General features: G+C 42.6%; 27 protein-coding genes. 11 read left to right on the forward strand and 16 right to left on the reverse strand.

Translation table 11 applies throughout. The features are described from left to right. Positions 1-23 precede the first annotated feature (23 nt). On the reverse strand, positions 24-737 hold the full coding sequence (locus OCW38_RS14140) for a 3-deoxy-D-manno-octulosonic acid kinase (RefSeq protein ID WP_261894598.1): 714 nt from the start codon (positions 735-737) through the stop codon (positions 24-26). A gap of 96 nt (positions 738-833) precedes the next feature. Between OCW38_RS14140 and OCW38_RS14145 the strand changes: the two genes are divergently transcribed. The 3 genes from OCW38_RS14145 (at position 834) to OCW38_RS14155 (ending at position 3,406) form a co-directional block, all read left to right on the forward strand. Further along, positions 834-1,916 (forward strand): glycosyltransferase family 9 protein, encoded by a 1,083-nt coding sequence (locus OCW38_RS14145; protein WP_010433790.1) that lies wholly within the window; start codon positions 834-836, stop codon positions 1,914-1,916. A gap of 1 nt (position 1,917) precedes the next feature. Beyond that, positions 1,918-2,400, forward strand: a complete 483-nt coding sequence (gene coaD, locus OCW38_RS14150) for a pantetheine-phosphate adenylyltransferase (RefSeq protein ID WP_010433787.1) — start codon at positions 1,918-1,920, stop codon at positions 2,398-2,400. A gap of 241 nt (positions 2,401-2,641) precedes the next feature. After that, positions 2,642-3,406 carry a glycosyltransferase family 25 protein gene (locus OCW38_RS14155; RefSeq protein WP_261895682.1) on the forward strand — a complete coding sequence of 255 codons (765 nt, stop codon included), beginning with the start codon at positions 2,642-2,644 and terminating at the stop codon, positions 3,404-3,406. A gap of 47 nt (positions 3,407-3,453) precedes the next feature. Here OCW38_RS14155 and OCW38_RS14160 read toward each other — a convergent pair whose 3' ends face one another. The 7 genes from OCW38_RS14160 to radC all read right to left on the reverse strand — a co-directional run bounded on the left by OCW38_RS14160 (position 3,454) and on the right by radC (position 9,067). Continuing rightward, entirely contained in the window at positions 3,454-4,458 is a 1,005-nt protein-coding gene (locus OCW38_RS14160; RefSeq protein WP_261894601.1) for an NAD-dependent epimerase, read from the reverse strand. A 91-nt stretch (positions 4,459-4,549) separates the two neighbouring features. Beyond that, the gene (gene mutM / locus OCW38_RS14165) at positions 4,550-5,359 is read right to left on the reverse strand and encodes a bifunctional DNA-formamidopyrimidine glycosylase/DNA-(apurinic or apyrimidinic site) lyase (protein WP_261894603.1); all 810 of its coding nucleotides are present in this window, start codon (positions 5,357-5,359) and stop codon (positions 4,550-4,552) included. 3 nt (positions 5,360-5,362) lie between these two features. Then, positions 5,363-5,887: a hypothetical protein gene (locus OCW38_RS14170; protein ID WP_261894604.1), complete on the reverse strand. Its 525-nt coding sequence runs from the start codon at positions 5,885-5,887 to the stop codon at positions 5,363-5,365. Positions 5,888-6,122: 235 nt separating this feature from the next. Further along, positions 6,123-6,290 (reverse strand): 50S ribosomal protein L33, encoded by a 168-nt coding sequence (rpmG, locus tag OCW38_RS14175; protein ID WP_002535344.1) that lies wholly within the window; start codon positions 6,288-6,290, stop codon positions 6,123-6,125. A gap of 13 nt (positions 6,291-6,303) precedes the next feature. After that, positions 6,304-6,540 (reverse strand): 50S ribosomal protein L28, encoded by a 237-nt coding sequence (rpmB, locus tag OCW38_RS14180; protein ID WP_004728407.1) that lies wholly within the window; start codon positions 6,538-6,540, stop codon positions 6,304-6,306. A gap of 340 nt (positions 6,541-6,880) precedes the next feature. Next, the gene (locus OCW38_RS14185) at positions 6,881-8,251 is read right to left on the reverse strand and encodes an RNA-guided endonuclease InsQ/TnpB family protein (protein ID WP_261894608.1); all 1,371 of its coding nucleotides are present in this window, start codon (positions 8,249-8,251) and stop codon (positions 6,881-6,883) included. 141 nt (positions 8,252-8,392) lie between these two features. After that, positions 8,393-9,067, reverse strand: a complete 675-nt coding sequence (gene radC / locus OCW38_RS14190) for a RadC family protein (protein WP_261894610.1) — start codon at positions 9,065-9,067, stop codon at positions 8,393-8,395. Between the two features lie 224 nt (positions 9,068-9,291). On the opposite strand from radC, the gene coaBC reads away from it, so the two are divergent. From coaBC to lpxL, 3 genes are all read left to right on the forward strand, one after another. Next, positions 9,292-10,533, forward strand: a complete 1,242-nt coding sequence (coaBC, locus tag OCW38_RS14195; RefSeq protein WP_261894612.1) for a bifunctional phosphopantothenoylcysteine decarboxylase/phosphopantothenate--cysteine ligase CoaBC — start codon at positions 9,292-9,294, stop codon at positions 10,531-10,533. Between the two features lie 139 nt (positions 10,534-10,672). Then, positions 10,673-11,263, forward strand: a complete 591-nt coding sequence (slmA, locus tag OCW38_RS14200; RefSeq protein ID WP_017063086.1) for a nucleoid occlusion factor SlmA — start codon at positions 10,673-10,675, stop codon at positions 11,261-11,263. 39 nt (positions 11,264-11,302) lie between these two features. Next, positions 11,303-12,283: an LpxL/LpxP family Kdo(2)-lipid IV(A) lauroyl/palmitoleoyl acyltransferase gene (lpxL, locus tag OCW38_RS14205; protein ID WP_050619726.1), complete on the forward strand. Its 981-nt coding sequence runs from the start codon at positions 11,303-11,305 to the stop codon at positions 12,281-12,283. A gap of 87 nt (positions 12,284-12,370) precedes the next feature. Here lpxL and pyrE read toward each other — a convergent pair whose 3' ends face one another. Both pyrE and rph read right to left on the reverse strand, forming a co-directional pair. Further along, positions 12,371-13,012, reverse strand: a complete 642-nt coding sequence (pyrE, locus tag OCW38_RS14210; RefSeq protein ID WP_026084102.1) for an orotate phosphoribosyltransferase — start codon at positions 13,010-13,012, stop codon at positions 12,371-12,373. A 229-nt stretch (positions 13,013-13,241) separates the two neighbouring features. Continuing rightward, complete coding sequence (rph, locus tag OCW38_RS14215; protein WP_010433734.1) at positions 13,242-13,958, reverse strand: ribonuclease PH; 717 nt, start codon at positions 13,956-13,958, stop codon at positions 13,242-13,244. A 333-nt stretch (positions 13,959-14,291) separates the two neighbouring features. Between rph and OCW38_RS14220 the strand changes: the two genes are divergently transcribed. Both OCW38_RS14220 and OCW38_RS14225 read left to right on the forward strand, forming a co-directional pair. Next, positions 14,292-15,158, forward strand: a complete 867-nt coding sequence (locus OCW38_RS14220) for a YicC/YloC family endoribonuclease (RefSeq protein WP_016768955.1) — start codon at positions 14,292-14,294, stop codon at positions 15,156-15,158. Between the two features lie 228 nt (positions 15,159-15,386). Next, positions 15,387-16,601: a tyrosine-type recombinase/integrase gene (locus OCW38_RS14225; protein ID WP_025441156.1), complete on the forward strand. Its 1,215-nt coding sequence runs from the start codon at positions 15,387-15,389 to the stop codon at positions 16,599-16,601. A 2-nt stretch (positions 16,602-16,603) separates the two neighbouring features. Here OCW38_RS14225 and OCW38_RS22995 read toward each other — a convergent pair whose 3' ends face one another. The 3 genes from OCW38_RS22995 to OCW38_RS23060 form a co-directional block, all read right to left on the reverse strand. Then, positions 16,604-17,830 carry a flagellin N-terminal helical domain-containing protein gene (locus OCW38_RS22995; protein WP_102306040.1) on the reverse strand — a complete coding sequence of 409 codons (1,227 nt, stop codon included), beginning with the start codon at positions 17,828-17,830 and terminating at the stop codon, positions 16,604-16,606. A gap of 250 nt (positions 17,831-18,080) precedes the next feature. Beyond that, positions 18,081-18,929 carry a hypothetical protein gene (locus OCW38_RS14240; RefSeq protein ID WP_102306039.1) on the reverse strand — a complete coding sequence of 283 codons (849 nt, stop codon included), beginning with the start codon at positions 18,927-18,929 and terminating at the stop codon, positions 18,081-18,083. 14 nt (positions 18,930-18,943) lie between these two features. Continuing rightward, a complete protein-coding gene (locus OCW38_RS23060) occupies positions 18,944-19,132 on the reverse strand; it encodes a helix-turn-helix transcriptional regulator (RefSeq protein ID WP_102306038.1) in 189 nt (62 codons plus the stop codon). A 273-nt stretch (positions 19,133-19,405) separates the two neighbouring features. Here OCW38_RS23060 and OCW38_RS14245 point away from each other — a divergent pair, with 273 nt between their 5' ends. From OCW38_RS14245 to OCW38_RS14255, 3 genes are all read left to right on the forward strand, one after another. Next, entirely contained in the window at positions 19,406-19,939 is a 534-nt protein-coding gene (locus OCW38_RS14245; RefSeq protein ID WP_261894618.1) for a hypothetical protein, read from the forward strand. A gap of 112 nt (positions 19,940-20,051) precedes the next feature. Further along, complete coding sequence (locus OCW38_RS14250; RefSeq protein ID WP_102306036.1) at positions 20,052-21,458, forward strand: AAA family ATPase; 1,407 nt, start codon at positions 20,052-20,054, stop codon at positions 21,456-21,458. Next, a complete protein-coding gene (locus OCW38_RS14255) occupies positions 21,455-22,171 on the forward strand; it encodes an HNH endonuclease (protein WP_102306035.1) in 717 nt (238 codons plus the stop codon). Before OCW38_RS14250 ends, OCW38_RS14255 begins: the two co-directional genes overlap by 4 nt. Positions 22,172-22,644: 473 nt before the next feature. Here OCW38_RS14255 and cspE read toward each other — a convergent pair whose 3' ends face one another. From cspE to OCW38_RS14270, 3 genes are all read right to left on the reverse strand, one after another. Further along, positions 22,645-22,857 carry a transcription antiterminator/RNA stability regulator CspE gene (gene cspE / locus OCW38_RS14260; RefSeq protein ID WP_004735656.1) on the reverse strand — a complete coding sequence of 71 codons (213 nt, stop codon included), beginning with the start codon at positions 22,855-22,857 and terminating at the stop codon, positions 22,645-22,647. A 311-nt stretch (positions 22,858-23,168) separates the two neighbouring features. After that, complete coding sequence (locus OCW38_RS14265) at positions 23,169-23,594, reverse strand: phosphate-starvation-inducible protein PsiE (RefSeq protein WP_010433639.1); 426 nt, start codon at positions 23,592-23,594, stop codon at positions 23,169-23,171. Positions 23,595-23,764: 170 nt separating this feature from the next. Beyond that, positions 23,765-25,135 carry an NCS2 family permease gene (locus tag OCW38_RS14270; protein ID WP_261894621.1) on the reverse strand — a complete coding sequence of 457 codons (1,371 nt, stop codon included), beginning with the start codon at positions 25,133-25,135 and terminating at the stop codon, positions 23,765-23,767. Positions 25,136-25,522: the final 387 nt, after the last annotated feature.

Genomic DNA, 25,522 nt, shown 5'->3' on the forward strand with positions numbered 1-25,522 from the left:
TCACCACTCTTAACTAACAGCAACTAACCTTGGTAGCCTTGCAATAACGGTTCCCAATCCTGCTCTTGCCATTGAATCTGGCGCTTGTTCACTTCTTTTAAGAACGAGCGCTTTAAGCGATTCAAGTTATCTTCTTTCCAGTCATCACCCGCTTGATGACCACACTTATCAAAGTCAATAATCCACACGTTTTGTGAAGTATCAAGCAAGATATTATGAATGTTGAGATCGGTATGATTAACCCCAGCATCGTGCATCTTGCGTACCTCTTGCCCAATTCGACGATAAACATCCGCATCTATCGGGCCATTGACCAAGACATCAACCAGATCTTTGGCATTGGGAACTCGTTCAGACATTAAGTCCGCTCGATAAAGTAGTCCGCTTTTAATGGCTCTAGCAGCAATGGGCTTCGGTACATTCACACCTGAGTTTGCCAATGCCTTGAGAACATTAAGCTCCATCGCACAGCGCGTGCTTTCCCAATCAGAGAAGCGATATTGGTCTTCGACTAGCTTCCCAAACAATCCGCCACGGCGATAATGGCGCAATGCGGCCTGTATTCCATCAAGCTGAATGAACCATGTGGTACCGCGTCCTTGAGCACTGCCTGAAATGGCGTCTTGTTGCTGCCAATATTCAGCCTCAAAGATCTGAGCGATATCGCCCTCTGGTACCTGAGCCAAAAGTTCAGGGTCGTACCAAATTGTTTGGTTCTTGATGCTAATCGTTTCCATCTATGAGGCCTTTGGGTCGCTTTTCGTCATTGCTATTTTACAACTAATGCGAGTATCTGCATAATTCTGATGTTATTCACTTTTTTCGGGCACTTTATGTCACTGTTCTCAACTGCACCTCAATCTCTTTGCATACTTCGCCTCTCCGCGATTGGCGATGTTTGTCATGCTATTTCTGTGGTTCAAGCCATCCAGAAGCAGTGGCCTGAAACGAAAATCACTTGGATAACGGGCAAAATAGAAGCCATGCTGATCGGTGATCTACCCGGTATTGAGGTGATTGTTTTCGATAAGAAACAAGGCTTCAAAGGAATGCGTGAATTATGGCGTCAGCTATCTGATCGTAAATTTGATGCACTTCTGCATATGCAAGCCGCACTCAGAGCCAGCGTGCTATCTTGGGGGATAAAGGCGAAGTGCAAAGTGGGATTTGGCAAAAACCGTACTCGTGAAATGCAGTCACTCTTTACCAACCACCATCTACCTATTTCAGATAAGTTTCATGTGTTGGATAACTTTGCCGAATTTGCTCGCTACATTGGTGTCCCCTTCGATAAGCCTCAATGGGATATCCCTTTAACACCTGAAGATGAACAACTCGCAATTAGCACCATGGCAGACAAGCCGACCTTGGTTATCTCCCCAGCTGCAAGCAAAGATTCACGCAATTGGTTAACTGAGCGATATGCAGCTATTGCTGATTATGCTGTCGAACAAGGCATGCAAGTGGTGTTATGTGGCTCTCCGGCACCAAGAGAAGTTAACCTTGGTAGCGACATCGAAAAATTATGCCAGTCGCCAGTAACCAACTTGATTGGCAAAACGAACTTGAAGCAACTGACTGCCGTACTGAAACATGCAACGGTGGTATTGGCACCTGATACTGGCCCAGCCCACTTGGCAACTACGCAGTCAACGCCTGTAATTGGCTTGTACGCGCACAGCGATCCTCGTAGAACAGGACCTTACAACGATCTCGATATCGTAGTGAGTGTTTATCAACAGCACGTAGAAGCACAACAAGGAAAGCCAGTCGCAGACCTTCCATGGGGAACCCGTGCTAAAGGCGATGACCTGATGAAAGACATCACTCTCGATATGGTAAAGCAACAACTCGATAAGGCCTTAAACTCTAGTAAAGCACCGAATTCGAACACTACATTAAGCAAGGACAGCTAAAATGAGCACACACGTTATTTATCCAGGAACTTTTGATCCGGTGACCAATGGCCACCTTGATATCATTGTTCGTGCCGCTAGCATGTTTGACCATATCACTGTTGGAGTAGCAGCGAGCCCAAGTAAAAAAACCATGTTTGAATTAGATGAACGTGTAGAGCTGTTACGTGATGCGGTATCTCATTTACCTAACGTGTCTGTTGAAGGGTTTTCGGGGTTACTGGTCGATTTTGCTAAACAGCAGCAAGCGAATGTGTTGGTGCGAGGCCTAAGAACAACCATGGATTTTGAGTACGAGTTTGGACTCACCAGCATGTACAGAAAGCTACTTCCAGGCCTTGAAAGTGTATTTTTAACGCCTTCAGAGGAGTATGCATTCCTCTCTTCGACAATAGTTCGAGAAGTGGCCATTCATGGTGGGGACATTAGTCAGTTTGTGCCACAAAAGGTGGCAGCCGAAATAAAGCTGAAGACTGCCAAGTAATTCTCTTTGTCTACACAAAAAAATAGCGCTCATTGAGCGCTATTTTTTGATACAGATAAATTCATTGAGATCCTTACATATTAGCCCTGACACTGCAAAACCAATGAATTAGATCATGCTAACTTCAAACACTCTTGAGGTTCGTCACAACCATAACTTCTAGCAAAGCGAACAATCATTACAAAGAGTCAAGCGAGTGATAACATAATCTCTTGTGAACAAATACACCAATTATAGCTTTATGAAATCATACTGTATTACCTTAAAAGCGAACCATTGTAGGCAAAAATCAACAGCCAATGCCCTTAAGGATGCTCAGGTTGATTTTGAGTTTTTTATCGGAGTGGATGCACGAACCGATGAACACCCTCTACTAACAAGAGTTCACGATAGAACTTTTTTACACAATATGGGTAGACCGCATGCAACAGGGGAAGTTGGATGTTATGCAAGCCATTATCTTATTTGGCAAAAATGTATAGAGCTAAATGAACCCATTTTAGTCTTCGAAGATCATGTAGATATTAATATCGACATATTTCGTAATACTCTGGCTATCGCCGAGCAGCATATTGAGCAGTGTGGTTTTATTCGCTTACAAGACAGTAAGAATAGACTACATTATTCAGTTGATACGTACGATACACAACATCTTGTAAAGTATTTGAAAGTTCCTCAAGGAACCGCCTGCTATGCTATATCTCCTAAAGCGGCACAAGCTTTCATCGAACAAAGTTCAACTTTTAATTATCCAGTTGATGTATTCTTAAGGAATACTTGGATTCACAAACAGCCGATGTTTGGTGTCCGTCAAGCAGGCTTACAGCGAAGCCAACAACCGTCTATTATTGGCAACCGTAAGCATAAAGGTAAAAAAAATTACTTCGTAGCATTCATGAAAATTTTAAATAAAGTAAAAAGCATGACACTTAATCTAGCTACAAATATTTTCCATTTTTTTATTCTAAGAAAAGAGTACAGCCCTAAATTAAAAGGGTGGAACTAAAAATAGCGCTCAGTGAGCGCTATTTTTTATTCAAAGTTTATCAATGACTACAGCGAGTAATAGGCTTTATACCAATCCGCGAAAGCTTTCGCCCCCTCTTGGATCTTCACTTGAGGTTTATAGCCAACCGCTTCAAACAAATCTTCCGTATCAGCGTAAGTCGCGTACACATCACCAGGCTGCATTGGCATGAAGTTCTTTTTCGCTTCAACACCTAGAGCACCTTCTAATGCTTCGATGTAATCCATTAATTTAACCGGGCTGCCATGACCGATGTTAAACACGCGATACGGAGCAGAACTGGTTGCTGGTGACCCTTGCTCAACGGTCCAATCTGGTTGCTTGGCTGGAATACGATCTTGAACACGAATAATACCTTCAACAATATCATCGATATAAGTGAAGTCACGCATCATGTCGCCGTTGTTATAAATGTCGATTTCTTTGCCCGCTACGATTAGATTCGCAAACTTGAACATCGCCATATCAGGGCGACTCCAAGGGCCGTAAACCGTAAAGAAGCGAAGACCTGTCGTTGGTACGTCGTATAAATGAGAATAGGTATGCGCCATCAACTCATTCGACTTCTTAGTCGCGGCGTACAGTGAAATCGGGTGATCAACACTGTCTGCTGTATGGAATGGCATTTTTTGATTCAAGCCATAAACGGAACTCGATGAAGCATAAACGAGGTGTTCAACTTTGTTATGGCGACAGCCTTCCAAAATAGCTAAGTGACCAACAAGGTTGCTATCAGCATAAGCCATTGGGTTATCGATTGAGTAACGAACGCCAGCTTGCGCCGCTAAGTGAATAACGCGGTCAAATTTTTGCTGTGCAAAAAGCTCAGCGATACCTTCTCTATCAGCAAGATCCAGCTCGATAAAGGTTAGGTTTTCATGCTCGATACGTTTCAGACGGTCATGCTTTAAAGAGACTTCGTAGTAGTCATTTAGGTTATCAATACCAACAACCTCATCTCCTGCCGCACATAGTCGCTCTGAAACTGCAGAGCCAATAAAACCAGCAACGCCAGTTACTAAATATTTCATTCTACTATTCTCAATTCGTATAATTATTGCAATTGTAGCTACTAGACCGAATATCTACTAGCTTAAAAAGGTGAACATAGGTTCAGTTTTTCTATACCTGACATTGAGAGCAAAAAAACGTATTCCTTTGTCCTATCTTTTGCTCTTCAAGCTTCTCACCACAAGTAGGGCACTTTTCACCAGCTTTACCGTAAACTTGCAGTTCTTGCGCGAAATATCCAGGCTTGCCATCTGCTTGTGAGAAATCTTTTAGGGTAGTCCCACCTTGTTCGATAGCCGTCGCAAGTACTTGTTTGATCTCATCGGTTAACAAGATCCATTCTTCTTTTGTTACTTTGCTTGCAGGACGCAAAGGACTAATACGTGAAGAAAATAGCGCTTCATTGGCGTAGATATTTCCGACGCCCACCACTACTTTATTGTCCATGATGAACTGCTTTACGGCCACTTTACGTTTTTCTGCCTTCTCGGCTATGTAGTCAGCGTTAAAGTCGTCCGTTAACGGTTCAGGGCCAGAACCAAGCAAAACTGAATGGATTTCATCGGGTGCTGACCACAACCAAGCACCAAAGCGACGCGGGTCGTTGTAGCGCAGCACTTTGCCATTGGTGAGCTTAAGATCCACGTGATCGTGCTTTGCTGGCGGGAAGTCCGCATCTAACACGCGCAATGAGCCAGACATACCAAGGTGAACAATGGCAGTGCCCATATCGGTTTCAATCAATAGGTACTTTGCACGACGCGAGATGGAACGAATCACCTGCCCCTCTAGCTTTTTAAGCTTTTGTGGAATATCCCAGCGCAGCTTAGGTGTGCGAAAGGTAAGGGTTTTAATAGTCTCGCCGACTAAATGAGGCGAGATCCCCATGCGGCTTACTTCGACTTCGGGTAATTCAGGCATAGTTTAGTCGTCCGATTCTGAGGAGTTGTTCGAGCTGAGACTTGGAAACAGGTAGCTCTCTTCAATAGACACCGCCAACCACTGATCATTCCAGTTCTTTAACAACCAAAACTCCGGCAATTGATAATAGGTAATACGCTGGGGCTCTTCTTGGTCTTGATACCATACTTCGATGGTGTGTGGTGTATTTAATCGAGGTGTAAGGTCGGTGTAGGTCGGTGTGTCGACTTTGGTTCCCACAAGCTCTTTCCAGCGCTGTGACAGCTCTTTTGCAGTGGTGGTTTGAGGGAGGTCTGTTCCCTTGAACTGATAAACCCAATGATTGCCTTGTTGAATGACAGACCACTTGGCAAAGTGCAAGGCTTGAAGTTCTGCTGCTGGGTTAAGAAGATAAGGATAAGGGCTATCAACCTGCGGCTCAGGTTCGATAAGGTACGCTTTGATCAATGTTGGGAGGTTCAACACCCCAATAAAAGCGATCACGCTTAGCATGAGTATATTGTTCCATCGGCGTCCACGATATCTCATCTGATTCTGCTCATCTAACCTATTGAGTAATCAGTATATCGTGAAAGTAGGAAGACTTTCTATGTTGAGTGGTTTTCTGTCAAATATGTCCTATACCCGTACGCCCTCTACTCATTAGGTGCGATATCAGCCAAGGATTGTTGAGTAGCTCAAATTTTAGATATAAAAAAACCCAGCGATTAAGCTGGGTTTTTCAATTCTTTCTTCTACTGAAGAAGAGCAAAAAAAGCATCAATTACTTGATTTTAGCTTCTTTGTACATAACGTGTTGGCGAACTACTGGATCAAACTTTTTGATCTCAAATTTGCCTGGCATGTTACGCTTGTTCTTATCAGTTGTGTAGAAGTGACCAGTACCTGCAGAAGATACTAGACGAATTTTCTCACGAATGCCTTTAGCCATTGCTTAATTCCTCTTAAACGTTTTCGCCACGTGCACGGATATCAACAAGAACAGCATCGATGCCTTTCTTATCAATGATACGCATGCCTTTAGCAGTTAGACGTAGTTTAACAAAACGTTTTTCGCTCTCTACCCAGAAACGATGAGTTTGTAGGTTCGGCAGAAAACGGCGCTTAGTAGCATTGCGTGCGTGTGAACGGTTGTTACCCGTTACTGGACGCTTACCAGTTACTTGGCATACTCGGGACATGAATGTCTTCTCCAATCGTTTCAGCTCGATATCAACCTTGGTGGCCGAACCTCTCTATCAATTAAAATAGAAGGTAAAAACCGTTATGGAAAATCCATACAAGGCTATCAAAGGTCGCGCATTATACTAACTTGACACGCATTGCTCAAGACCCGAACAGATCCTTTTTACGGATTTCGTGATCTTTTTTTGTGCAGCGCAGCTTGCTTGAGTAATCAGAGCTGATTTTAGGTCTAAAAATGTGGGCGGAATAATAGCAGATTTAACGCAACTAACAACCTAAAATGTGAATGAACTACTTATGTGTAAAACATGAGCTTCCAAAAAGCAGCTTTAGCCGCTAATTTTTCTTTTTTGACGCTTCATGAGCACAGCTAGTCGAGCTTTTGACTCGGCCAGTCTTACGATTGCCTCCACATCCACTATCTGACTTAGTTCGTAGAACTCCATCATCAGACAACACCGTTCCAGTGTCTAAAATTAAGTTAATTGCCCGTTTCTTAATAACCAAAGATGCGTTGTTATCTGCATTGTCAGTGTTGCCACAGTTACCGCACACAAATAAGTCTTGCGTTCTACGGTTGTCGGGATGAGTGTGACCGCACTTAGCGCACTCCTGACTGGTATAAGCTGGGTTTACTTTGAATACGGCTTTACCTGCTTGATAAGCCTTGTATTTGGTATAGGTTTCTATGATGTACCAACCAACGTTAAGGATAGACTTGTTCAACCCTGCCTTTTGTTTGGCTTTGTTAGATACATATCTGCCTTGTACGTCTTGCTTTGCCTTTGGCTTGCGCGTCATGCTTGAGACTCTCAAAGCTTCGAACACAATGACCTTTGCTTCACTATCGACTAATGAGCGACTAGTTTTATGTGCAAAATCATTACGGATATTGCCCTTTTTAGCATAATGCGTAGCAATGCGATGCTTGGTTTTATTTCTTCGGTTTGAACCTTTGATTTGACGTGCTAGCTTACGTTGAAGTCGCTTTATGTACCGATCAGTTTTGGTCATGTTCTTTTTCTGATTATCAGAAAAATCGAATTCTCTTGAACCAGTATGTACCGGAATAGCAACACCACGGTCTACTCCTATTGTGTGTTCCTCCAGAAACTCTTTTGTTGAACCTTGCAGGAACGCCAAATGCTCAGCATTGCTTGATAACTCATCCTCACTCTTACTATCCTCATAACAGAAAGACACATAATATTGACCACGCTCTTTTCTCACATACAGCGATTTCGGGATCTCAAATTTGCTATGCACCTTAAAAGATAAGTAGCCGATATTATTAGTCTTAGTCCCAATGAATAGGCGCAAATTACCATCTTCGCAGCGGTCGAAGCGGAACACTTCGCGAGTAAGATAGATACTACCGCGATCAGTTTTAGGTTTACGCTTAGGTCGCCCACACGTGCCTTTCATGAACTTCTGATAAGTCTGATACCAGTTCACTGCGCTATTGCGGATAATTTGACTAGGGCATAGGTAGAGCCAGGGAGAGAGTTCTTTTGATTTAAATTGCGATGCTTTCTGATCGATTGGTGCATAAGTACCAATTGGGTAATACTTACTTGCAAAAGTACGGTAATACTTTTCTTCGTCTACCTTGGCATTCCAAATACTACGCGCACAACCCATCCACTGACTTAATACCAGTTTTTGATTTGATGTAGGGTTGGCGCGTAGCTTGATGCCGGTTAACAACGAATTTTCACCTCAGCCCTATGCTGTGTATATAAACAGTAATTTATCATAAGATTGAGTGAAGGAAAATAGGCCACTTTGCTACTCGTGAGCTCTTGCTTTACTCACTCCTAATGACACGAGATTGCACAAGCATCATCTTCAAATCCATCCACGCTCTGCAAAAGAGACAACTTCGCCGTCTCCAACCACAAAATGGTCGAGAACTCGGATGTCCACCAGCGCTAATGCATCGGTTAATCTGCGTGTAATTCTCCTATCGGCTTGGCTTGGCTCCGCGACTCCAGAAGGATGGTTATGCGCTAAGATTAATGCCGCCGCATTATGATGAAGTGCCCGTTTAACCACTTCTCGTGGGTAAACTGATGCGGCATCGATGGTTCCTTCAAACATTACCTCATCTTTTATTACCCTATTTTGGTTATCGAGGAACAATATATAGAAGGCTTCTCGCTGGCGGTCGCGTAATATGCTCGAAAGATAAAGCTTTGTATGACTCGGGCTAGTGAGTGCATCACCTCGAGATAAAGTCTCTGCGAGATAGCGCTGCGTCATCTCTAACACAGCTTGTAACTGAACATACTTGGCCTGCCCCATCCCTTTATGAGCACAAAACTCTTCCTCGGTTGCAGAAAAAAGTTGGCGCAACGAACCAAAATCTTTGATCAACTTGTCAGATAACTCTAAAACGTTCATCCCTTGTGTGCCCGTTCGCAGAAATATCGCAAGCAGTTCCGCATCACTCAAAGAATCAGGCCCTCTATTTAATAGCTTTTCTCTCGGCATCGATTCGGCAGGTATTTTATCTATTGGCATATAAAAGCTAATCACTGGTCATGAACACGACCCACCACCCTAATGAGATCGTAATAAGAGATCCTTCGATAGAGATAGAAGTGGACGAGTCACTAGCAAAACCATGTAATTGATAAGTTTGATAACACCAATTTGATGAGCGTCAAATCTGTTCCGGTTCTGCTTCTAGGCACTCATCCTTTGTTCTGATATCGTAAGTCGCAGAAAAATTAAGGAACAGAATCATGCAAACACAGGTTAATCCACTGAGTAACGCTGACCAACAAGGCCTAGCAGGGAAAAAAATTCTACTTGGCATTAGTGGTGGTATCGCTGCTTATAAATGTGCCGAACTGACTCGCCGCCTCATTGAACGCGGAGCACAAGTACAGGTCGTCATGACGAATGCAGCCAAGGAGTTCATCACTCCCCTCACCATGCAAGCCGTCTCAGGAAGGCCAGTGTCTGATAGTTTGCTTGATCCTGCTGCTGAGGCTTCCATGGGACACATTGAGCTCGCAAAGTGGGCTGACTTGGTATTATTAGCACCAGCAACGGCTGACCTGATTGCACGTATGACAGCAGGCATGGGTAACGACCTACTGACCACTTTGGTTTTAGCAACCGATGCGCCAGTTGCGGTATCTCCAGCAATGAACCAACAGATGTACAGCCACCCTGCCACTCAAGAGAACATCGCAACGCTAAAACGTCGTGGCTGTGAGATCTGGGGGCCTGCGGCTGGTGAGCAAGCGTGTGGTGATGTCGGCATGGGTCGCATGCTAGAACCTATTCAGCTGGTGCACCTTTGTGAAGACTTCTTCCAACCTAAACCGCTTGCTGGCCGTTCTGTACTTATTACTGCTGGCCCGACTCGTGAAGCCATTGACCCTGTGCGTTACATTACCAACCACAGCTCAGGCAAGATGGGTTATGCACTGGCTGAAGCGGCGGCTAAACAAGGCGCAAAGGTGACGCTAGTCAGTGGCCCAGTATCACTTGCGACACCAAGCCAAGTGACTCGTATTGATGTCGACAGCGCTCAACAGATGTTTGATGCGGTTACAGCAAGCGCTTCTCAACACGATATTTTCATCAGCTGCGCCGCGGTTGCCGATTATCGCCCTGAGTCCATCGCAGACCAAAAGCTCAAAAAGGTTGATGGTAAAGACGACATGACCATTCAAATGGTTAAGAACCCTGATATCGTCGCTTCTGTTGCTGCAATGACTGAAGACCGCCCATTTACTGTTGGGTTTGCGGCTGAAACGCAAGATGTTGAAAAATACGCGCGCGGTAAGTTAGAAAGAAAGAACCTCGACATGATTTGCGCCAATGATGTGTCTGTCGAAGGCCAAGGCTTCAATAGCAGTAACAATGAGCTGCACCTTTATTGGAAAGGTGGCGATAAATCTCTGCCGTTGGATAGCAAAGACACCCTTGGTTTCCAGATCCTCGATCAGATCCAACAGCTTATTGATGCATAAACGCACAAATTTGCTCTGACAATCTGCTGACACCTCTCGATTCTGTTGACCTAGGGCTTACAAAACTAGGAAACAGAATTGAATGGTGTTTATAATCCTTCTTCACTCAATCCTCATCTTTAGGAAAGGAAGTAAATAGATGGCTGGTGCTCGAAAATCAAACCGTCGTGAAGAAATCCTACAAGCTCTCGCACAAATGTTGGAATCGACCGAAGGTGCTTCTCGTATCACAACGGTAAAGTTGGCCAAGCAAGTGGGTGTTTCTGAGGCTGCGTTATACCGCCACTTCCCAAGCAAAGCTCGCATGTTTGAAGGCCTAATCGAGTTCATTGAAGAAGCGTTGATGTCTCGAATCAACCGCATTCTGGATGAAGAGAAAGACACGCTAGAGCGCATACGCCTAGTGCTACAACTTATCTTAGTTTTCTCAGAACGTAACCCAGGCCTGACTCGAATTTTATCGGGCCATGCTCTAATGTTTGAAAATGAACGCCTGCGTGATCGCATCAACCAACTTTTCGAACGCATTGAGACGCAACTTCGCCAGATCCTGCGTGAAAGAAAGCTTCGTGAAGGGAAATCATTCCCGGTTGATGAGAAAATCTTAGCCGCTCAGCTGCTCGGTCAAGTTGAAGGCAGCTTGAATCGATTTGTTCGCTCAGACTTCAAATATCAACCGACAGAAAACTTTGATGCTTATTGGGCTCTGCTAAGCGCTCAAATTAAGTAACAATCAAATTAAGTAGCAATCAAATTCTAAGTGATGGTTATGACGACGAAAACTTCTCCGACAAACAGCACTGCACAACACGTTATTACTAAGCCACCTTTTACTCTGGCGCTGCTCCACCCTAAATATTGGGGAGTGTGGTTCGGTTTTGGGTTATTGGCGCTTATCGTTAACGTTCTCCCTTATCGCCTCTTACTGCTGTTAGGCCGATCGTTAGGTTCTTTGGGCGCTCGTTATGGTAAAAAGCGTGTAGCTGTGGCAACACGTAACTTAGAACTTGCCTTCCCAGATAAGCCAGCAGACGAAGTCGCGGCTATGGTCAGTGAAAACTTTAAAAATACCGGCATGGCACTGATCGAAACCGGTATTACCTGGTTTTGGCCAACGTGGCGCTTCAAAAGAATCCTAGTGGATAAAGACACCCAAACGCTGCGTACACACAAAGCCAACGGTAAAGGTGTTCTACTATGTTGTGTACATGCCTTGAACCTAGAGATCACCGCGCGAGCAATGGCGGTACTGGGTATTTCTGGGTTAGGTGTTTATCGCCCACACAACAATCCGGCTTATGAATTCATTCAATACAGAGGTCGAACTCAGAACGGCAATCGCCTGATTCACCGTAAAGACGTGAAGCGTATGATTCGAATCCTGCGTCAGGGGGAGATCCTTTTCTACCTACCGGATCATGATTACGGCCGTAATAAGTCTGTATTTGTGCCTTTCTTCGCAGTAGAAGATGCATGTACCACCACAGGCACCAGCATTCTTGCGTACACCAGCCGATGTGCCCTTGTACCGGGTTCTGGCTTTAGAAATGCCGATGGCAAGTATGAGATCATGGCTGACGAGTCGATAGAAGATAACTATCCGCAAAAAGATGAGAAAGCGGCGGCGGCTTACATGAACAGCTACCTAGAGAAGATTATCTTAAGAGCACCAGAACAATGGATGTGGCTACACAAGCGCTTCAAGACAATGGAAGATCCAGAAGCTGAACGCGGTATTCGTTATAAATAGAGTGGTCGCTATAAATAATTGAACCAAAAGAAAAGGGGCTGATGATTCATCAGCCCCTTGTGCATTCTATAGCTATAACAAACTCTATTAGATGCCGTACTGAGCGCGGTACGCTTTTACTGCGTCTAGATGTGCTGCATCTGTACCTTTCTCTTCAAGGAAAGTCACAAGGTCAGTTAGGCTAACAATTGAGATGATTGCACAACCGAAATCGCGTTCAACTTCTTGAATTGCAGACAGCTCGCCTTTGCCTTTCTCTTGACGGTCGATAGCAACAAGCACACCCGCTAAATCCGCACCGTTCGCTTGGATGATTTCCATCGACTCACGAATTGCAGTACCTGCAGTGATCACATCATCTACCAGCATGATGCGGCCTTCAAGTGCGCTACCAACTAGATTGCCACCTTCACCGTGGTCTTTCGCTTCTTTACGGTTAAAGCAGTAAGGCGTGTCCACATCGTGGTGATCTGCCAATGCTACGGCTGTTGTCGTTGCAATTGGGATGCCCTTGTACGCAGGGCCAAATAGTACGTCAAACTCAATACCTGAATCTGCCAATGCTGCTGCGTAGAAGCGACCTAAACGCGCTAAGTCACGACCTGTATTAAACAATCCAGCATTGAAGAAGTAAGGGCTCTTACGTCCAGACTTTAAAGTAAACTCACCAAACTTAAGTACTTCTTTCTCTAGTGCAAATTCAATAAATTCACGTTGATATGCTTTCATGCTCATCCTCTAAATTAATTTACTTTCCAATTCCTAACTTCCAAACACTTCGAAAGCTAACGATGATGTATTTTCTAAATAGATAGCACTACAACAAGGCAGCAAGGTTTTTCAGCCCTATGAGCATAGGGGACCTATGTGATTAGGGTGAAAAATTGTAGCTAACACAGGTGTAGAGTTATATATGATGAAAATAAAAAATAGCCCCCAAATGGGAGCTATCTAAAAACTATTCTGCTAACGCCGACTTCTGCGCTTCAACAATATCGGCAATGCCCTTATTCGCCAGAGCTAAAAGCTGCATCAGCTCTTCGTGGCTGAACGGTTCGCCTTCTGCGGTGCCTTGAATCTCAATCATCTTACCGTCTTCCGTCATGACAACGTTCATGTCGGTATCGGCTGCTGAGTCTTCAACGTACTCAAGGTCACACAATGCTTGTGCACCAACGATGCCCACTGAAACTGCCGCTACGTGGCCTTTCATTGGGTTCTTTTTCAGTTTACCGCTTGCTAATAAGCTGTTGATAGCATCAGCCATCGCAACGCTTGCACCTGAGATAGAAGCAGTACGAGTACCGCCGTCTGCTTGGATAACATCACAATCGACAGTGATCATGATTTCACCCAGTACTTTCAGGTCAACAACAGCACGTAGGCTACGAGCGATCAGACGTTGGATTTCCATCGTACGACCACCTTGCTTGCCGCTCGCCGCTTCACGACGGTTACGAGTGTGCGTTGCACGTGGAAGCATACCGTATTCAGCGGTTACCCAACCCTTTCCTTGGCCTTTTAACCAACGCGGTACGTTTTCTTCTACCGTCGCATTACATAGAACTTTGGTGTTGCCGAACTCAACTAATACAGAACCTTCAGCATAAGCTGTGTAGTTACGAGTAATTTTAATTGGACGAATTTGATCTACAGCGCGGTCATTTGGACGCATTGGTATCTACCTTATTAACAGTCTGAAGTGATTAACTATCGAAAGAGTGCATCACCTAAGAAAGGGGTGAGACAGTTTTGATTGGGGCAAGATTATATAGCAGTTTACCTTTCAAATCTATTTACTGTTCGAAGCTATTGGTTATTAGGAGCTATTAGTCATTAAACGCTATTGCTCATTAAAAGCGATTGGCCATTAAAAGCTAATCTCCATGAAAGGGGGAGTTATCGCAAAGGCTATCGATAGTGAAAAGCGACAGGCTTCGGGAGTACACCATATCGTGATACTATTCGTGCGCGTTATTTTCAGAATGATAAAAGACAGGAAAATTCGATGATTTATAGTATGACCGCGTACGCGCGTAAAGAAGTAAAAGGCGATTGGGGTACAGCAGTATGGGAAATCCGTAGTGTAAACCAACGCTACCTAGAAACTTACTTCCGTATGCCTGAACAGTTCCGTGGTTTAGAACCAATCTTACGTGAGCGTTTCCGTAAGCGTCTAGCGCGCGGTAAGGTTGAATGTAACCTACGCTTTGAGGCAAACCCAGCGGCAAAAGGTGAGCTAAGTATCAACGAAGGTTTGGCTCAGCAAGTCATTAATGCAGCTAACCAAGTTATGACCATGACAGGTGAAAACAGCCGTTTGAACCCATTCCAAGTCATGAACTGGCCTGGCGTGATGGAAACGCCAGAGCAAGATATGGATGCCATCAACAAAGACCTGCTAGAAGCATTCAACGATGCGATTGCAGAGTTCATTGATGCTCGTGCTCGTGAAGGTGAAAACATGAAGGCGCTCATCGTTCAGCGCTTGGATGCGATCACTGAAGAAGTAGTGAAAGTTCGTGCACGCATGCCTGAGATCCTAGAATGGCAACGTGAGCGTCTACTTAACAAATTTGAAGAAGCTAAAGTTGAGCTTGAAGGTTCTCGCGTTGAACAAGAGCTTATCCTGCTAGCACAGAAGTCAGACGTCGCAGAAGAGCTAGACCGCCTAGACTCTCACGTGAAAGAAGCCAATGCAGTATTGAAGAAAGGTGGCGCTTGTGGCCGTAAGCTTGACTTCATGATGCAAGAGTTCAACCGTGAATCAAACACGCTAGCGTCTAAGTCGATCAGCACAGACATCACAGCATCGGGCGTAGAGCTTAAGGTTCTTATCGAACAGATGCGTGAGCAGATCCAGAATATTGAGTAAAATCCTATCAGATCTTGATAAGCCCATAAATACCAATAAAAGCAAATATTTATGGGCAAAATCTTTCCTAACATGTCCTAATAAATCCTATTACTACCCATTTTATTGGGGGAGTGATATGGGTAGAGCTTCATCAAAACTCTTTCCTAAACAACAGTTTCATCACTTTACTACCCACCACTATGGAAGCTATTATTGGCATATCTTCTTTTTGCTCAGGATAGCGGTATGGGAAAGCTAAAGGTAAACCAAATTAAGTCTCTGGTTAGCAACAATAAAGTTGGTCGTCATAGTGACGGTGATGGCTTGTACCTGATGATTCCTAAATCTGGTCAAGCTTATTGGATGCTCAGATATACAATTATGGGTAAGCGCCGTGAGATGACTATAGATAAGGTTCAGCACCTCTCTCTGGCTGATGCTCGATACAAGGCATTAGAGTTGAAGAAGAAAATCAGTAATGAAGAGGATCCGTTAGCAGAGCGCAAACAGCATCAAGCCATAACTATTAAGCTGGTCAATCATCTATATGAAGATTGGTATGCAGATCTAGCTAGCAGATTGAAGCATCCCAATATCCCTCAAAGGATCTACCAACGAGATATAAAACCGATTATTGGCGGAAAAAAAATCACTTCCGTAACCCCTCTTGATATCCGAACAATCATAAGAAATGTTGCAAATAGTGGACGTCCTACCGTTGCCAATGACACGCTCATGTATTGCAAACAATTGTTTAATCATGGCGTTAAGCTAGGTTTAAGTGATAAAAATCCAGCATCGGCATTTTCTGTGAATGACGCAGGAGGTGTTGAAGCAAGTAGAGAGCGCAAACTTACTCTTGATGAGATTCAAATAACCTTTGAAATTTTCCAAGCAAACGCAACAAGCTTTGGGCGGGATAACTATTTAGCTTGCGCTATGCTACTTTCTCTCGGAGTACGAAAATCAGAGCTAACAGAAGCTAGATGGTCTGAGTTTGACCTAGACAATGCACTGTGGCACTTACCTGATGAAAGAGCAAAGAAAGGAAGAGGAATAACCATACCACTTACTGAACAAGTAATGACATGGCTGAAAGAGCTACATATTAGAGCTTGTGGATCTGAGTACGTGTTTCCAGCAAGAAGATCTAGCAAACTCCCTCACATGGGAAAAGACACCTTAAATAGAGCAATATCAAAGCTATTTGGACGAGAGCCCGGACGAAAAGTGCAGCCACCAAATAAAATGGGGGAAATGGAGCTTTTCACCGTACATGATCTAAGAAGGACTTTCCGAACTCTGCTTTCTCAATGTGGTGTTGCTCCACATATTGCAGAACGATGCTTGAATCATAAGCTGGGAAAGCAGATTGATACTTATGATAAGCATGACTTCTTAGAAGAGCGGAAACGTGCTTTGGATAAGCTATCCAAGTTACTCGATTCATACATCAAGTAAATTCAACTCAAAAGGCTGACCGCATTGCGAGGATAATCTTTAGCTTGAGCAAGCAAAGACGTCCCAACTTCTTTGAGAATTGACTGTTTAGTTAGATTGGTGGTTTCTTTTGCAAAATCCGTATCTCGAATTTGGCTTTTGCTGGCTACTACATTCTCTGATGATTGGGACAAGTTATTTATGGCATGAGATAATCGATTTTGGACTGTTCCTAACTTAGCTCTTTCCGAGTCGACTAGGTGTAATACCGCATCAAGTTTATCAAGGACAGTGTCAGTACTTGAAGCTTCATATAGGTCAGGTACAACAAAGAAAGATTCTTCTTCGATGTCAGCAGCGTACTCTCCTCCTTCTCCTCTAAATGGGCCACCGAAATATGCAGGTGCATCTATACCCCGCCACAGCACTCTTGAATTATCAGCTAGTGCGTAATAGCTTAACCTCGGTCCTTTAGAAGCAAGTCTGCCATTATCAAAGAACAAATCTTCCTCATCAATAAACGCTCTCATTTTGTCACCATGTTGATCGTTTATTTCATCCACAATATCATTCAGAGAGGAGCCCTTGGGTAACTCTATTGATATAGGTTCATTCCCATCAAGAGTATAGTTACCTTCAAATACTTCAAAATTGATAGTAAAATCAGTAAAAGCACGCCAATTTTCTAACGAGCTTGGTTTAACAGCTCTAAACCTAGTTATCTTGGAGGCTACCTGATTTTCTTCCTCTTGAAATTTTTCAAAATCGGGTATGGTTAACCTGATAGCCTCTCCTGCATTAGCTCCAACTTGAAACATGCGCTCAGAATTTTCTCCATTGAGTAGCTTTTGTCCCGCATAGCTAGTTGTTTGAATTATACGGTTTAACTCATCCTTTAATGCGCTATATTCCTGACTAATAGCAGTGCGGTCTTCTGTTGCTAAAGAACCATTGGCATATCTGAGTGTAAGATCACGCATACGAGTTAGGTTCTCGGTATATTCATTCATCGCACCTTCAGCAGTCTGTAGCATAGACATACCATCGTTTGCATTTCGAATAGCAACATCCATTCCACGGCTCTGTGCATGCAATCTATTAGAGATCTGAAGACCAGCAGCATCGTCTTTCGCGTTATTAATCTTCATACCTGACGACAAGCGCTCCATCGAAACAGAGTGACTATTCATCACTCGGTGTAAACCTTGTGAACCCTTCATTGCAACTATGTTTGTATTAACGCTTAGCATAACTAGATGAGCCTCATTAACTACGAAATAACTGAACAATTAACCTATCGGCTGCATATGCATTTTGTTTAGCAATTAGTGCTTAGAAAGCTAGATTAACAGTGTCAAAGCTAATCCAGCTCGTTGCCTCTTCGCCTAAAACTCTAGGTTAAAGCTAAATAAAATGCAGTGTTGTTAAGCTACTTTCGTAGAAGTTAGGTCTAAATACTTAAAACATAACCATATTTGGTTCTATGAGATAATGATGAAATCAAAACTCGGAGCGTTTTATCTTCTTCCATTCTCTTGCACGATATTGAAACAAGAATTTTCTTCTACCTAGTTCATTCATCCAACATAAGTAGTCACAAAATAGTAAAGTATCTAATCTGTACTTCTTAGTACAACGTCTAAAACCATTCGTTTTATAGTCTCGAACTTCGTTAAAACCTAATTTGCATAAGTAACTTAGTTGTTTTACTGGATTACCTATCTTTTGAACCATGAAAGGACGAGCAGTAACTCCACTCTTAATATGCTCGGGGTGAAGACGTTTTATTTTGTCAGAAAGACGTCCTAAGGCTTGTTCATTTCCTGTTAGCTTGGTCAAAAGATGGTAGTGACTCAGCCATTTTTGCGGTGACTTATGAAAATCCATCTCTAAAGATCCTAATACCGGACCATCAATACCGCTGCTAGAAAGCAATTTACGTAAACGGTCTTTATCTGCTTGAACGTCATAATTGAGAAACTCGTATGCCTCGATGTTTCTAGAGTACTGAACCAAATGTAAAGCACAGTAGCGTATACTAGTTCCCATATTTAGCTCAGTTAACATGGCTTCTAATATCGATGTCACATGCTCAATTTGATGCTGACGTGTACAGCGTTTGCAAGCTGGGCTTCTACATTCTTCTCCGTCGATACAGTTTTCAAGCATATCCGCTAGGTTATGCATATCCGCATTCGTGTACCTTCTTCCACGAACTTGAAATAGATCATTTGCCCTAGATCTCAATGTGTCGATCCTAAAAATGTCTTCCTCGTAAGCTTGGTGTTCATCGTATATCCATTCCCAATTTTCAAGCTTCAGATCGTATAAAAAATCATGAAGTTCCATTTTCTACTATCCTCTCATTTTCCCGATGAATCACACGAATCAATCCATTTTTGAACATCCGAGATTCGCCAAAAAACTATACGACCACACTTCTTCGTGTGTTCTGGAAACTTCCCTTGAGAGATCCACAAGTACAATGTTGAGTTAGAGATGCGTAGCTGATCCAAAATCATTTCACGTCGAATCAAACCTAAATCTGTCATGACATTCTCCTTATTTTTTATGTCACAACTCGATTTACAGTTTTCAAAAATACCCTATTCGAACATAACTCAAACCTTGTGAGACTCACAAAGAACACTCTCAAACACCAAAACTCGTGAGACTCACAGTCAAAAAGCATATATCTATCAATCAATTAAAACCACCACTTCATCGTGAGACTCACAAGTATGAAATTATTCATTGAATTTTTGTGAGTCTCACGGCATAGTGTGGTTGTGTATAACTTTTGTGAGCCTCACAAAATGAAGAAAATGGATACTGAAAAAACAGAAGAAGAAAAGAAAGAAGAACAGAAAAAAGCAGCTAACGAGCGTAGGAAGAAAGCAGACCGTATTCGCAAACAATCTGGACTAAAGACGAAGAGAGTTCATCTTCATCAAGAAACTCTGAATGACTTAAAAGCACTTGCTGAAATACACGGTTTTAGCACATCTGATAGTGATCTTGGTTACGATGAACTATCTTGCTTAGTTACACTACTAGCAGATCTCTTGTGGGATAAGAGCTCGTTTAACGCTGTGGATTATGAAACAGCCATGCTTAAGCGGTTGCATCTTACGGTGAAGCATTGTCGGTATGAAGATGGTTTGATTTTTGCTATGGATGAGTACGAAATATCTGAACTACTTGGAGAGTACAGTTACACACTGCAAGAAAAAACAATTGAGCTTCTACTCGGAAGAGAAGCAACATACTTAGATTTTGATTGGTCAAACGATGTTATAAAGGCATTAGCCGATGAAGAAAAGGTAAAAAAAGTCATCTTAGAAATGCTGTGTTTTTAGTTCAAGTTAGAGATAGACATTAAGAATTAGTCGTATGTGGTTGGGAAATCAGCAAAAAAGCAGTAAAATTGCCATATAAGAATGGCACTGTAAGTCGACAACGAGTGATCGTATGAAAATTCATGAACTACGCCTTAAAAATTATAGAAAATTTGTTGATGCACGATTTTGCTTCAACACTCAAACGAATGTGACTGTACTTATTGGTGATAACGCTACAGGTAAGTCCGCCATCCTCAATGCACTTTCCATCATGATGGGTAGCTACTTACTCGACTTCAAAGTCCCACAAGCAGCAAGGCACATTAGAAAAGACGAAGTTAGAATTGCACAAATCAAATCAGGAGAAATCATTAGCTTAGAGCCACAATGGGCTGATGGTATTGAGGTGTCATGTGTTGGTTCATTATCTGAAGCTACTTCAAAAGATAATTCTCTAAGTAAACCATTTACTTGGTCAAGATCACTAACGTCTGAAGGTGGAAAAACAACCAGAATCAATGCGAAGAAGATCTCCAAAGCAGGACGAGATGCTCGTGTAAAAGTTGAAAATGGTGACTCAATAGTCCTTCCAGTACTATCCTACTATGGGACAGGAAGGCTATGGCATAAAAAGCAGGACATAAAAATATCAAAACCAGACTCTAGAACGGTAGGTTATCGTGATTGCTTAGATCCTGCATCCAATCATCGACTTTTTTATAAATGGTTCAGCCGATTAGAACAAGCCAGCATCCAGAAAAGTAAAAAATTCAATGTATTAGAATCAGTTAGATCTGCTGTAAAGACATGTATACCTGACTGTGATAGCTTTTATTTTGATATAGAACTTCAGCAATTGATGGTTGAGTTTAAAGACGGGCGACTATATAGCTTTGACAACCTAAGTGACGGCTATCGAAACCTGTTAGCTATCGTAGCAGATATAGCTCATCGAGCAGCAAGGCTAAATCCTCATTTGGGTTCTGACGCTGCTAAATCAAGCCCAGGAATTGTCCTTATAGACGAAATAGATCTGCACCTACATCCAAAGTGGCAACGAGAGATTATCACTTCTCTAAGAAGTGCATTTCCAAGTATTCAATTTATAGTGTCCACCCATTCTCCATTTATAATTCAGTCCCTAAAAAGAGGGGAAGTTATCGACTTAAATAATGGTGAGTGCTTACCTGTAGATTTTGAGCTAGACAGTAACAATGATGAAGTAGTAAGCATAGCTAAGCCCTCACCAAAAAATACCTACAGTGAGCGTAGTATCGAAGATATCGTTGAAGATGTAATGGGGGTAGGTATACCTTCAAGAAGTGCACGTTTAGAAAGAATGTATGAAGTAGCTAAGAAGTACTATCAAGTTCTAGAGCGCAGCGATTCTGCAACACCAGAAGAAAAAGAATTACTTAAAGCAGAATTAGATGAGTTAAGCGCTCCTTTTAGTGAAAGTGGAGACATCGCATACTATGCATTTTTAGAAATGGAGCGGCTCGCTAAAGGCTTAGGTAAGTCGAATAAAAATAAATGAGACCAGTAAACCGCGGAGCGGTCCCCCAGAAAGATGGCGTCGATAAGATATACAGCACATACCAAAAAGCTAGAGGTGACTTGATCAAGCGGATTGGTGAGTACTGCTCATATTGTGAAATGCAGTTAGACACCAATCTAGCTGTTGAGCATGTTTTGCCAAAAAAACCAAAAGGTTCCGGTGCTATTATTCAAGAAAGACTACTTGATTGGGATAATTTCTTATTAGCATGTACAAATTGCAATTCACATAAAGGCAACGCAAATATCGTTCTTGCTGATTTTGTTTGGCCAGATACTCACAATACTTTTAAAGCTCTGACTTATAAAGAAGGTGGTATTGTCGAAGTAGCTGGCTCAATCAATTCTCCAACCAGAGAAAAAATTGATGCTCTCATAGAACTAGTAGGGCTCAAAAAACGTCCATCCCTAGATCATGAAGCAAGTGATCGCCGTTGGAATAAAAGAAGAGTTGTATGGGACAAAGCTCTTAGAGCACGAGATCGTCTACAATCGTGCGATAGTGAAGAAATGCGTGAGCAAATCATCGAACACGCAGAGGATAGTGGTTTTTGGAGCGTTTGGATGACGGTTTTTCAGCAAGATCCAGATATGCTAAGAAGGTTGCTATACACAAACCTTTATAAAGGAACAGCTACTGAGTATTTTGACCATAATGGCGCGGCTCTCGTTCGAGTGGCTTCAGAGGTATAAGTAAGCGTCAAATCATTGGAAGTAAAATTCTTATTGGGTAGTGCATTGGGTGGTTAAATCAATAAAACCACCAAAAAAAACAACAAATAAACTTTAAATACAACAACTTAAATATTGAAATCCACATTCAGATCCAGAACATTGAATAACAGTTTGTCAGTAATACGCTGTGAATAGCCATTAGCTGAATCAGTGTTGATTAACTAACAGTGTTAATTAAATCAAGATAAGCTCCTAATTTTAGGGGCTTTTTTTATGGATAAAATAATGCCAATCAGGATGACTAAGTGAGCAGATTATTACGCAGGAGATTTGTTTGGAGCAAGAGATAGAGATAGATACAGCTATAAATAAAACAGAGAAGCGGATGTAACAAAGGATTTTAGAATATTTTGAGGGGGGTATTACAAGGGGAAAGATTTAAGGGAGAAAGTGGCGCAAGTTGCTATTGCAACTTGCGCCGACTTAAAATCTTATAGAGCTACAACGTTTGCAGCTTGAAGACCTTTTTGGCCTTGCTCTACTTCGAAAGACACTTGTTGGCCTTCTTTAAGAGTCTTGAAACCTTCAGATGCGATAGCACGGAAGTGAACGAATACGTCAGCGCCGCCGTTGTCTTGAGTTAGGAAACCGAAACCTTTCTCTTCGTTAAACCATTTTACTACGCCGTTTGTTTTGTTAGACATGATGTGTCCCTTATATAAAAATAAAAAATTAATCGCCAAAAGTGCGATGCGCTGAAAGCTTGAATTATTTAATGTATCTATGAAGCCAAGGGAAACACTGAGAATAACAATGAAGCAATACTAAGGGTTTTACTTTACAACTGGATGTTTCATTTAATAACTCTGAAAACAGAGCGAGGCCATTCTTGGTGATCTAGGCCCGGTTGTAAAGCTTTATTTGAAAATAATTGATGTTTTTTTGTTCGGTTGGCTTTATTTCAAGCCCAGCTAGGTCGCCGGGCTTGATTTGTAAGATTTTGATCTCAAAAAATTTACTCGTCTGGCTGCTTAGTTCTGAGATCGACATATGGCCAGTAATGGTGACCAACTCGAATCAACAGAGTTGCTGCAGCTAAGATAAATGCCGCTAAAGATAACCAAACAATCAGTACCGCATCCAACTCTTTCATACCCAAGGTAATGTAACGTGCTATCGCCATCATCGCGATATAGATAGGGTATCGCACTGGGATCTTACCGTTCATCACGAACTGCTGAACCATGGCTAGCACTTCTAAGTAGATAAACATCAGCAGAATGTCGGTCAGTTGTACTCGACGTTCAGCAAAGACGTGCATGAACTCTTCCATCATGGCAAACAGTGTCGCCAGTGTGATCGCCACTAATAGAACGGCTTCAAGAATGTGGAAAACCTTAAGGAAAGGCTTACTAAAAGACTTAGGTAAGTGAGAAGACATAGTCACTCTTCAAAAATAATTAATCCAACCTCTACAATAGCATGCATCAATATAAGTCGCGCATTCTAAGAGATAACAGATACAAAAATGGCCCCACTTTCACTGCAGAGCCATCTATTGGTTTGTTATTTAACGACTATTGCTTAACAAACGTTACTTCGCTATTAAGCTTATAGCAGGATTAGGTAAGTTAAGAACACCACACACAGTCCGTAGATAAGCGGGTGTACTTCTTTACGCTTACCTGCCACAACCATGGTGAATGCGTAGCTGATGAAACCCATCGCCATACCATTAGCAGGAGAGAAGCTTAGTACGGTGAACATGATAGTGAAGAAAGCTGCAATACGTGACTCTTTCTTTTCCCAGTTAATCTGACCAAGACGACCCACCATGTAGATGCCCACTACAACCATCGCAGGCGCAACCATTGCCGCCGAGAAGATAGAGAAAAGTGGGTATAGGAAAAGCGAGATTAAGAACAGACCCGCCACCATGACTGCTGCCAAGCCCGTTTTTGCACCTTGAGAAGAAGCAATACCCGATTCAGAGAAAGCCGTAATCGATGTGGTACCTAGAATTGAACCAATCACTGTACCGCCCGCATCGGCGACTAACGCTGATTTTGCGTTTGGTACCTTGCCGTCTTTGTCAATGATACCTGCATCGCGGCCCACACCAACAATTGTGCTCAAGCCATCAAAGAAATCGACAATCAGGAAAATAAGGACGATGAACAAGAGGTCAAACATTTTCTCTGGCGTAAAAGCAGAGAAATCAAAAATAGCACCGAAGCTACCTGCCATGCTTGGTGGCATAGCAATGAACTGTTCTGGGATTGGTGCATTTGAAGTGCCCATGAAGACATCAGCAAGAATGGTCAGTGCAATAGCAGAAACGAACGAGATAAAGGTTGCTAACTTAATATCACGAACCATACAGCCTAATGCAATGAAGATGCTCACATAAGCGATGATCACTTTCGGATCGGAAATGTCACCTAAGCCAACCAAGACGAACGGGTTAGAAACAATGATGCCCGCATTCTTGAGGCCTAAGAAAGCAATGAACAGTCCGAGAGACACGGTAATCGCCAACTTCAAATCTTCAGGAATCGACTCAATCATCGATTTACGGATATTGGTCAATGAGAACGCGAGGTAAAGGATACCCGATAGGAAGATGCCAAACAGCGCTTCATTCCAAAGCACCGCAACAGAGCCACTTAATAATAAGCCTTTGAAGAAGCCGTTCATGCTCATGCCTGGTGCAAGCATGACTGGGTAGTTGCCCCAAATGCCCATAATAAGCGTTGCGATAGCGGCAGACAGAGCGGTTGCTGTAAATACTGCCTCTTTGTCCATACCTGGGATATCCCCCAAAATCGCTGGGTTAACCGCCAGAATGTAGCTCATCGCTAAGAAAGTAATAAAACCCGCGTACAGCTCTGTGCCAATCGTGGTTTTTCTTTCAGTGATTTTAAACATCGAATCAAGCGAGCCAGAGGTGTTCTGGGCTTTCAGGGTGGAATCGGTACTCACAACAAAACCTTTGCAATAAATTAAGAATTTGAGATTCAAATGCTGTGAGAATAGAGAGGTCTCTACACTAAAAACTGTAGTCACCAAGGTAGGCTTGGTAGTAGAAACATCTAGTCAAGTAGGGTCTGTTAACCCTAGACATATACAGCATTTAATCGTTTGCGCGGATTGTAAGGGTTGGGATTAAAACTTCAACAAATTTTGCCCAGATCACATAAAAAAGTGAACATGATGAGTCATTACATTTATACAAAGATCCTTGATAAGATCATTCGCTAATAAATAACGATCAAGTCAGTTGTTCTCAATCATCTAAATATGCTACTCTTCGCCTCCATTTTTCTGACCTAATTTTCACCAGTTGTCTCTATTAGTTTCACTCGTTAT

It is taken from the genome of Vibrio cyclitrophicus, from assembly GCF_024347435.1.
In the GTDB taxonomy this organism is placed as follows: domain Bacteria; phylum Pseudomonadota; class Gammaproteobacteria; order Enterobacterales; family Vibrionaceae; genus Vibrio; species Vibrio cyclitrophicus.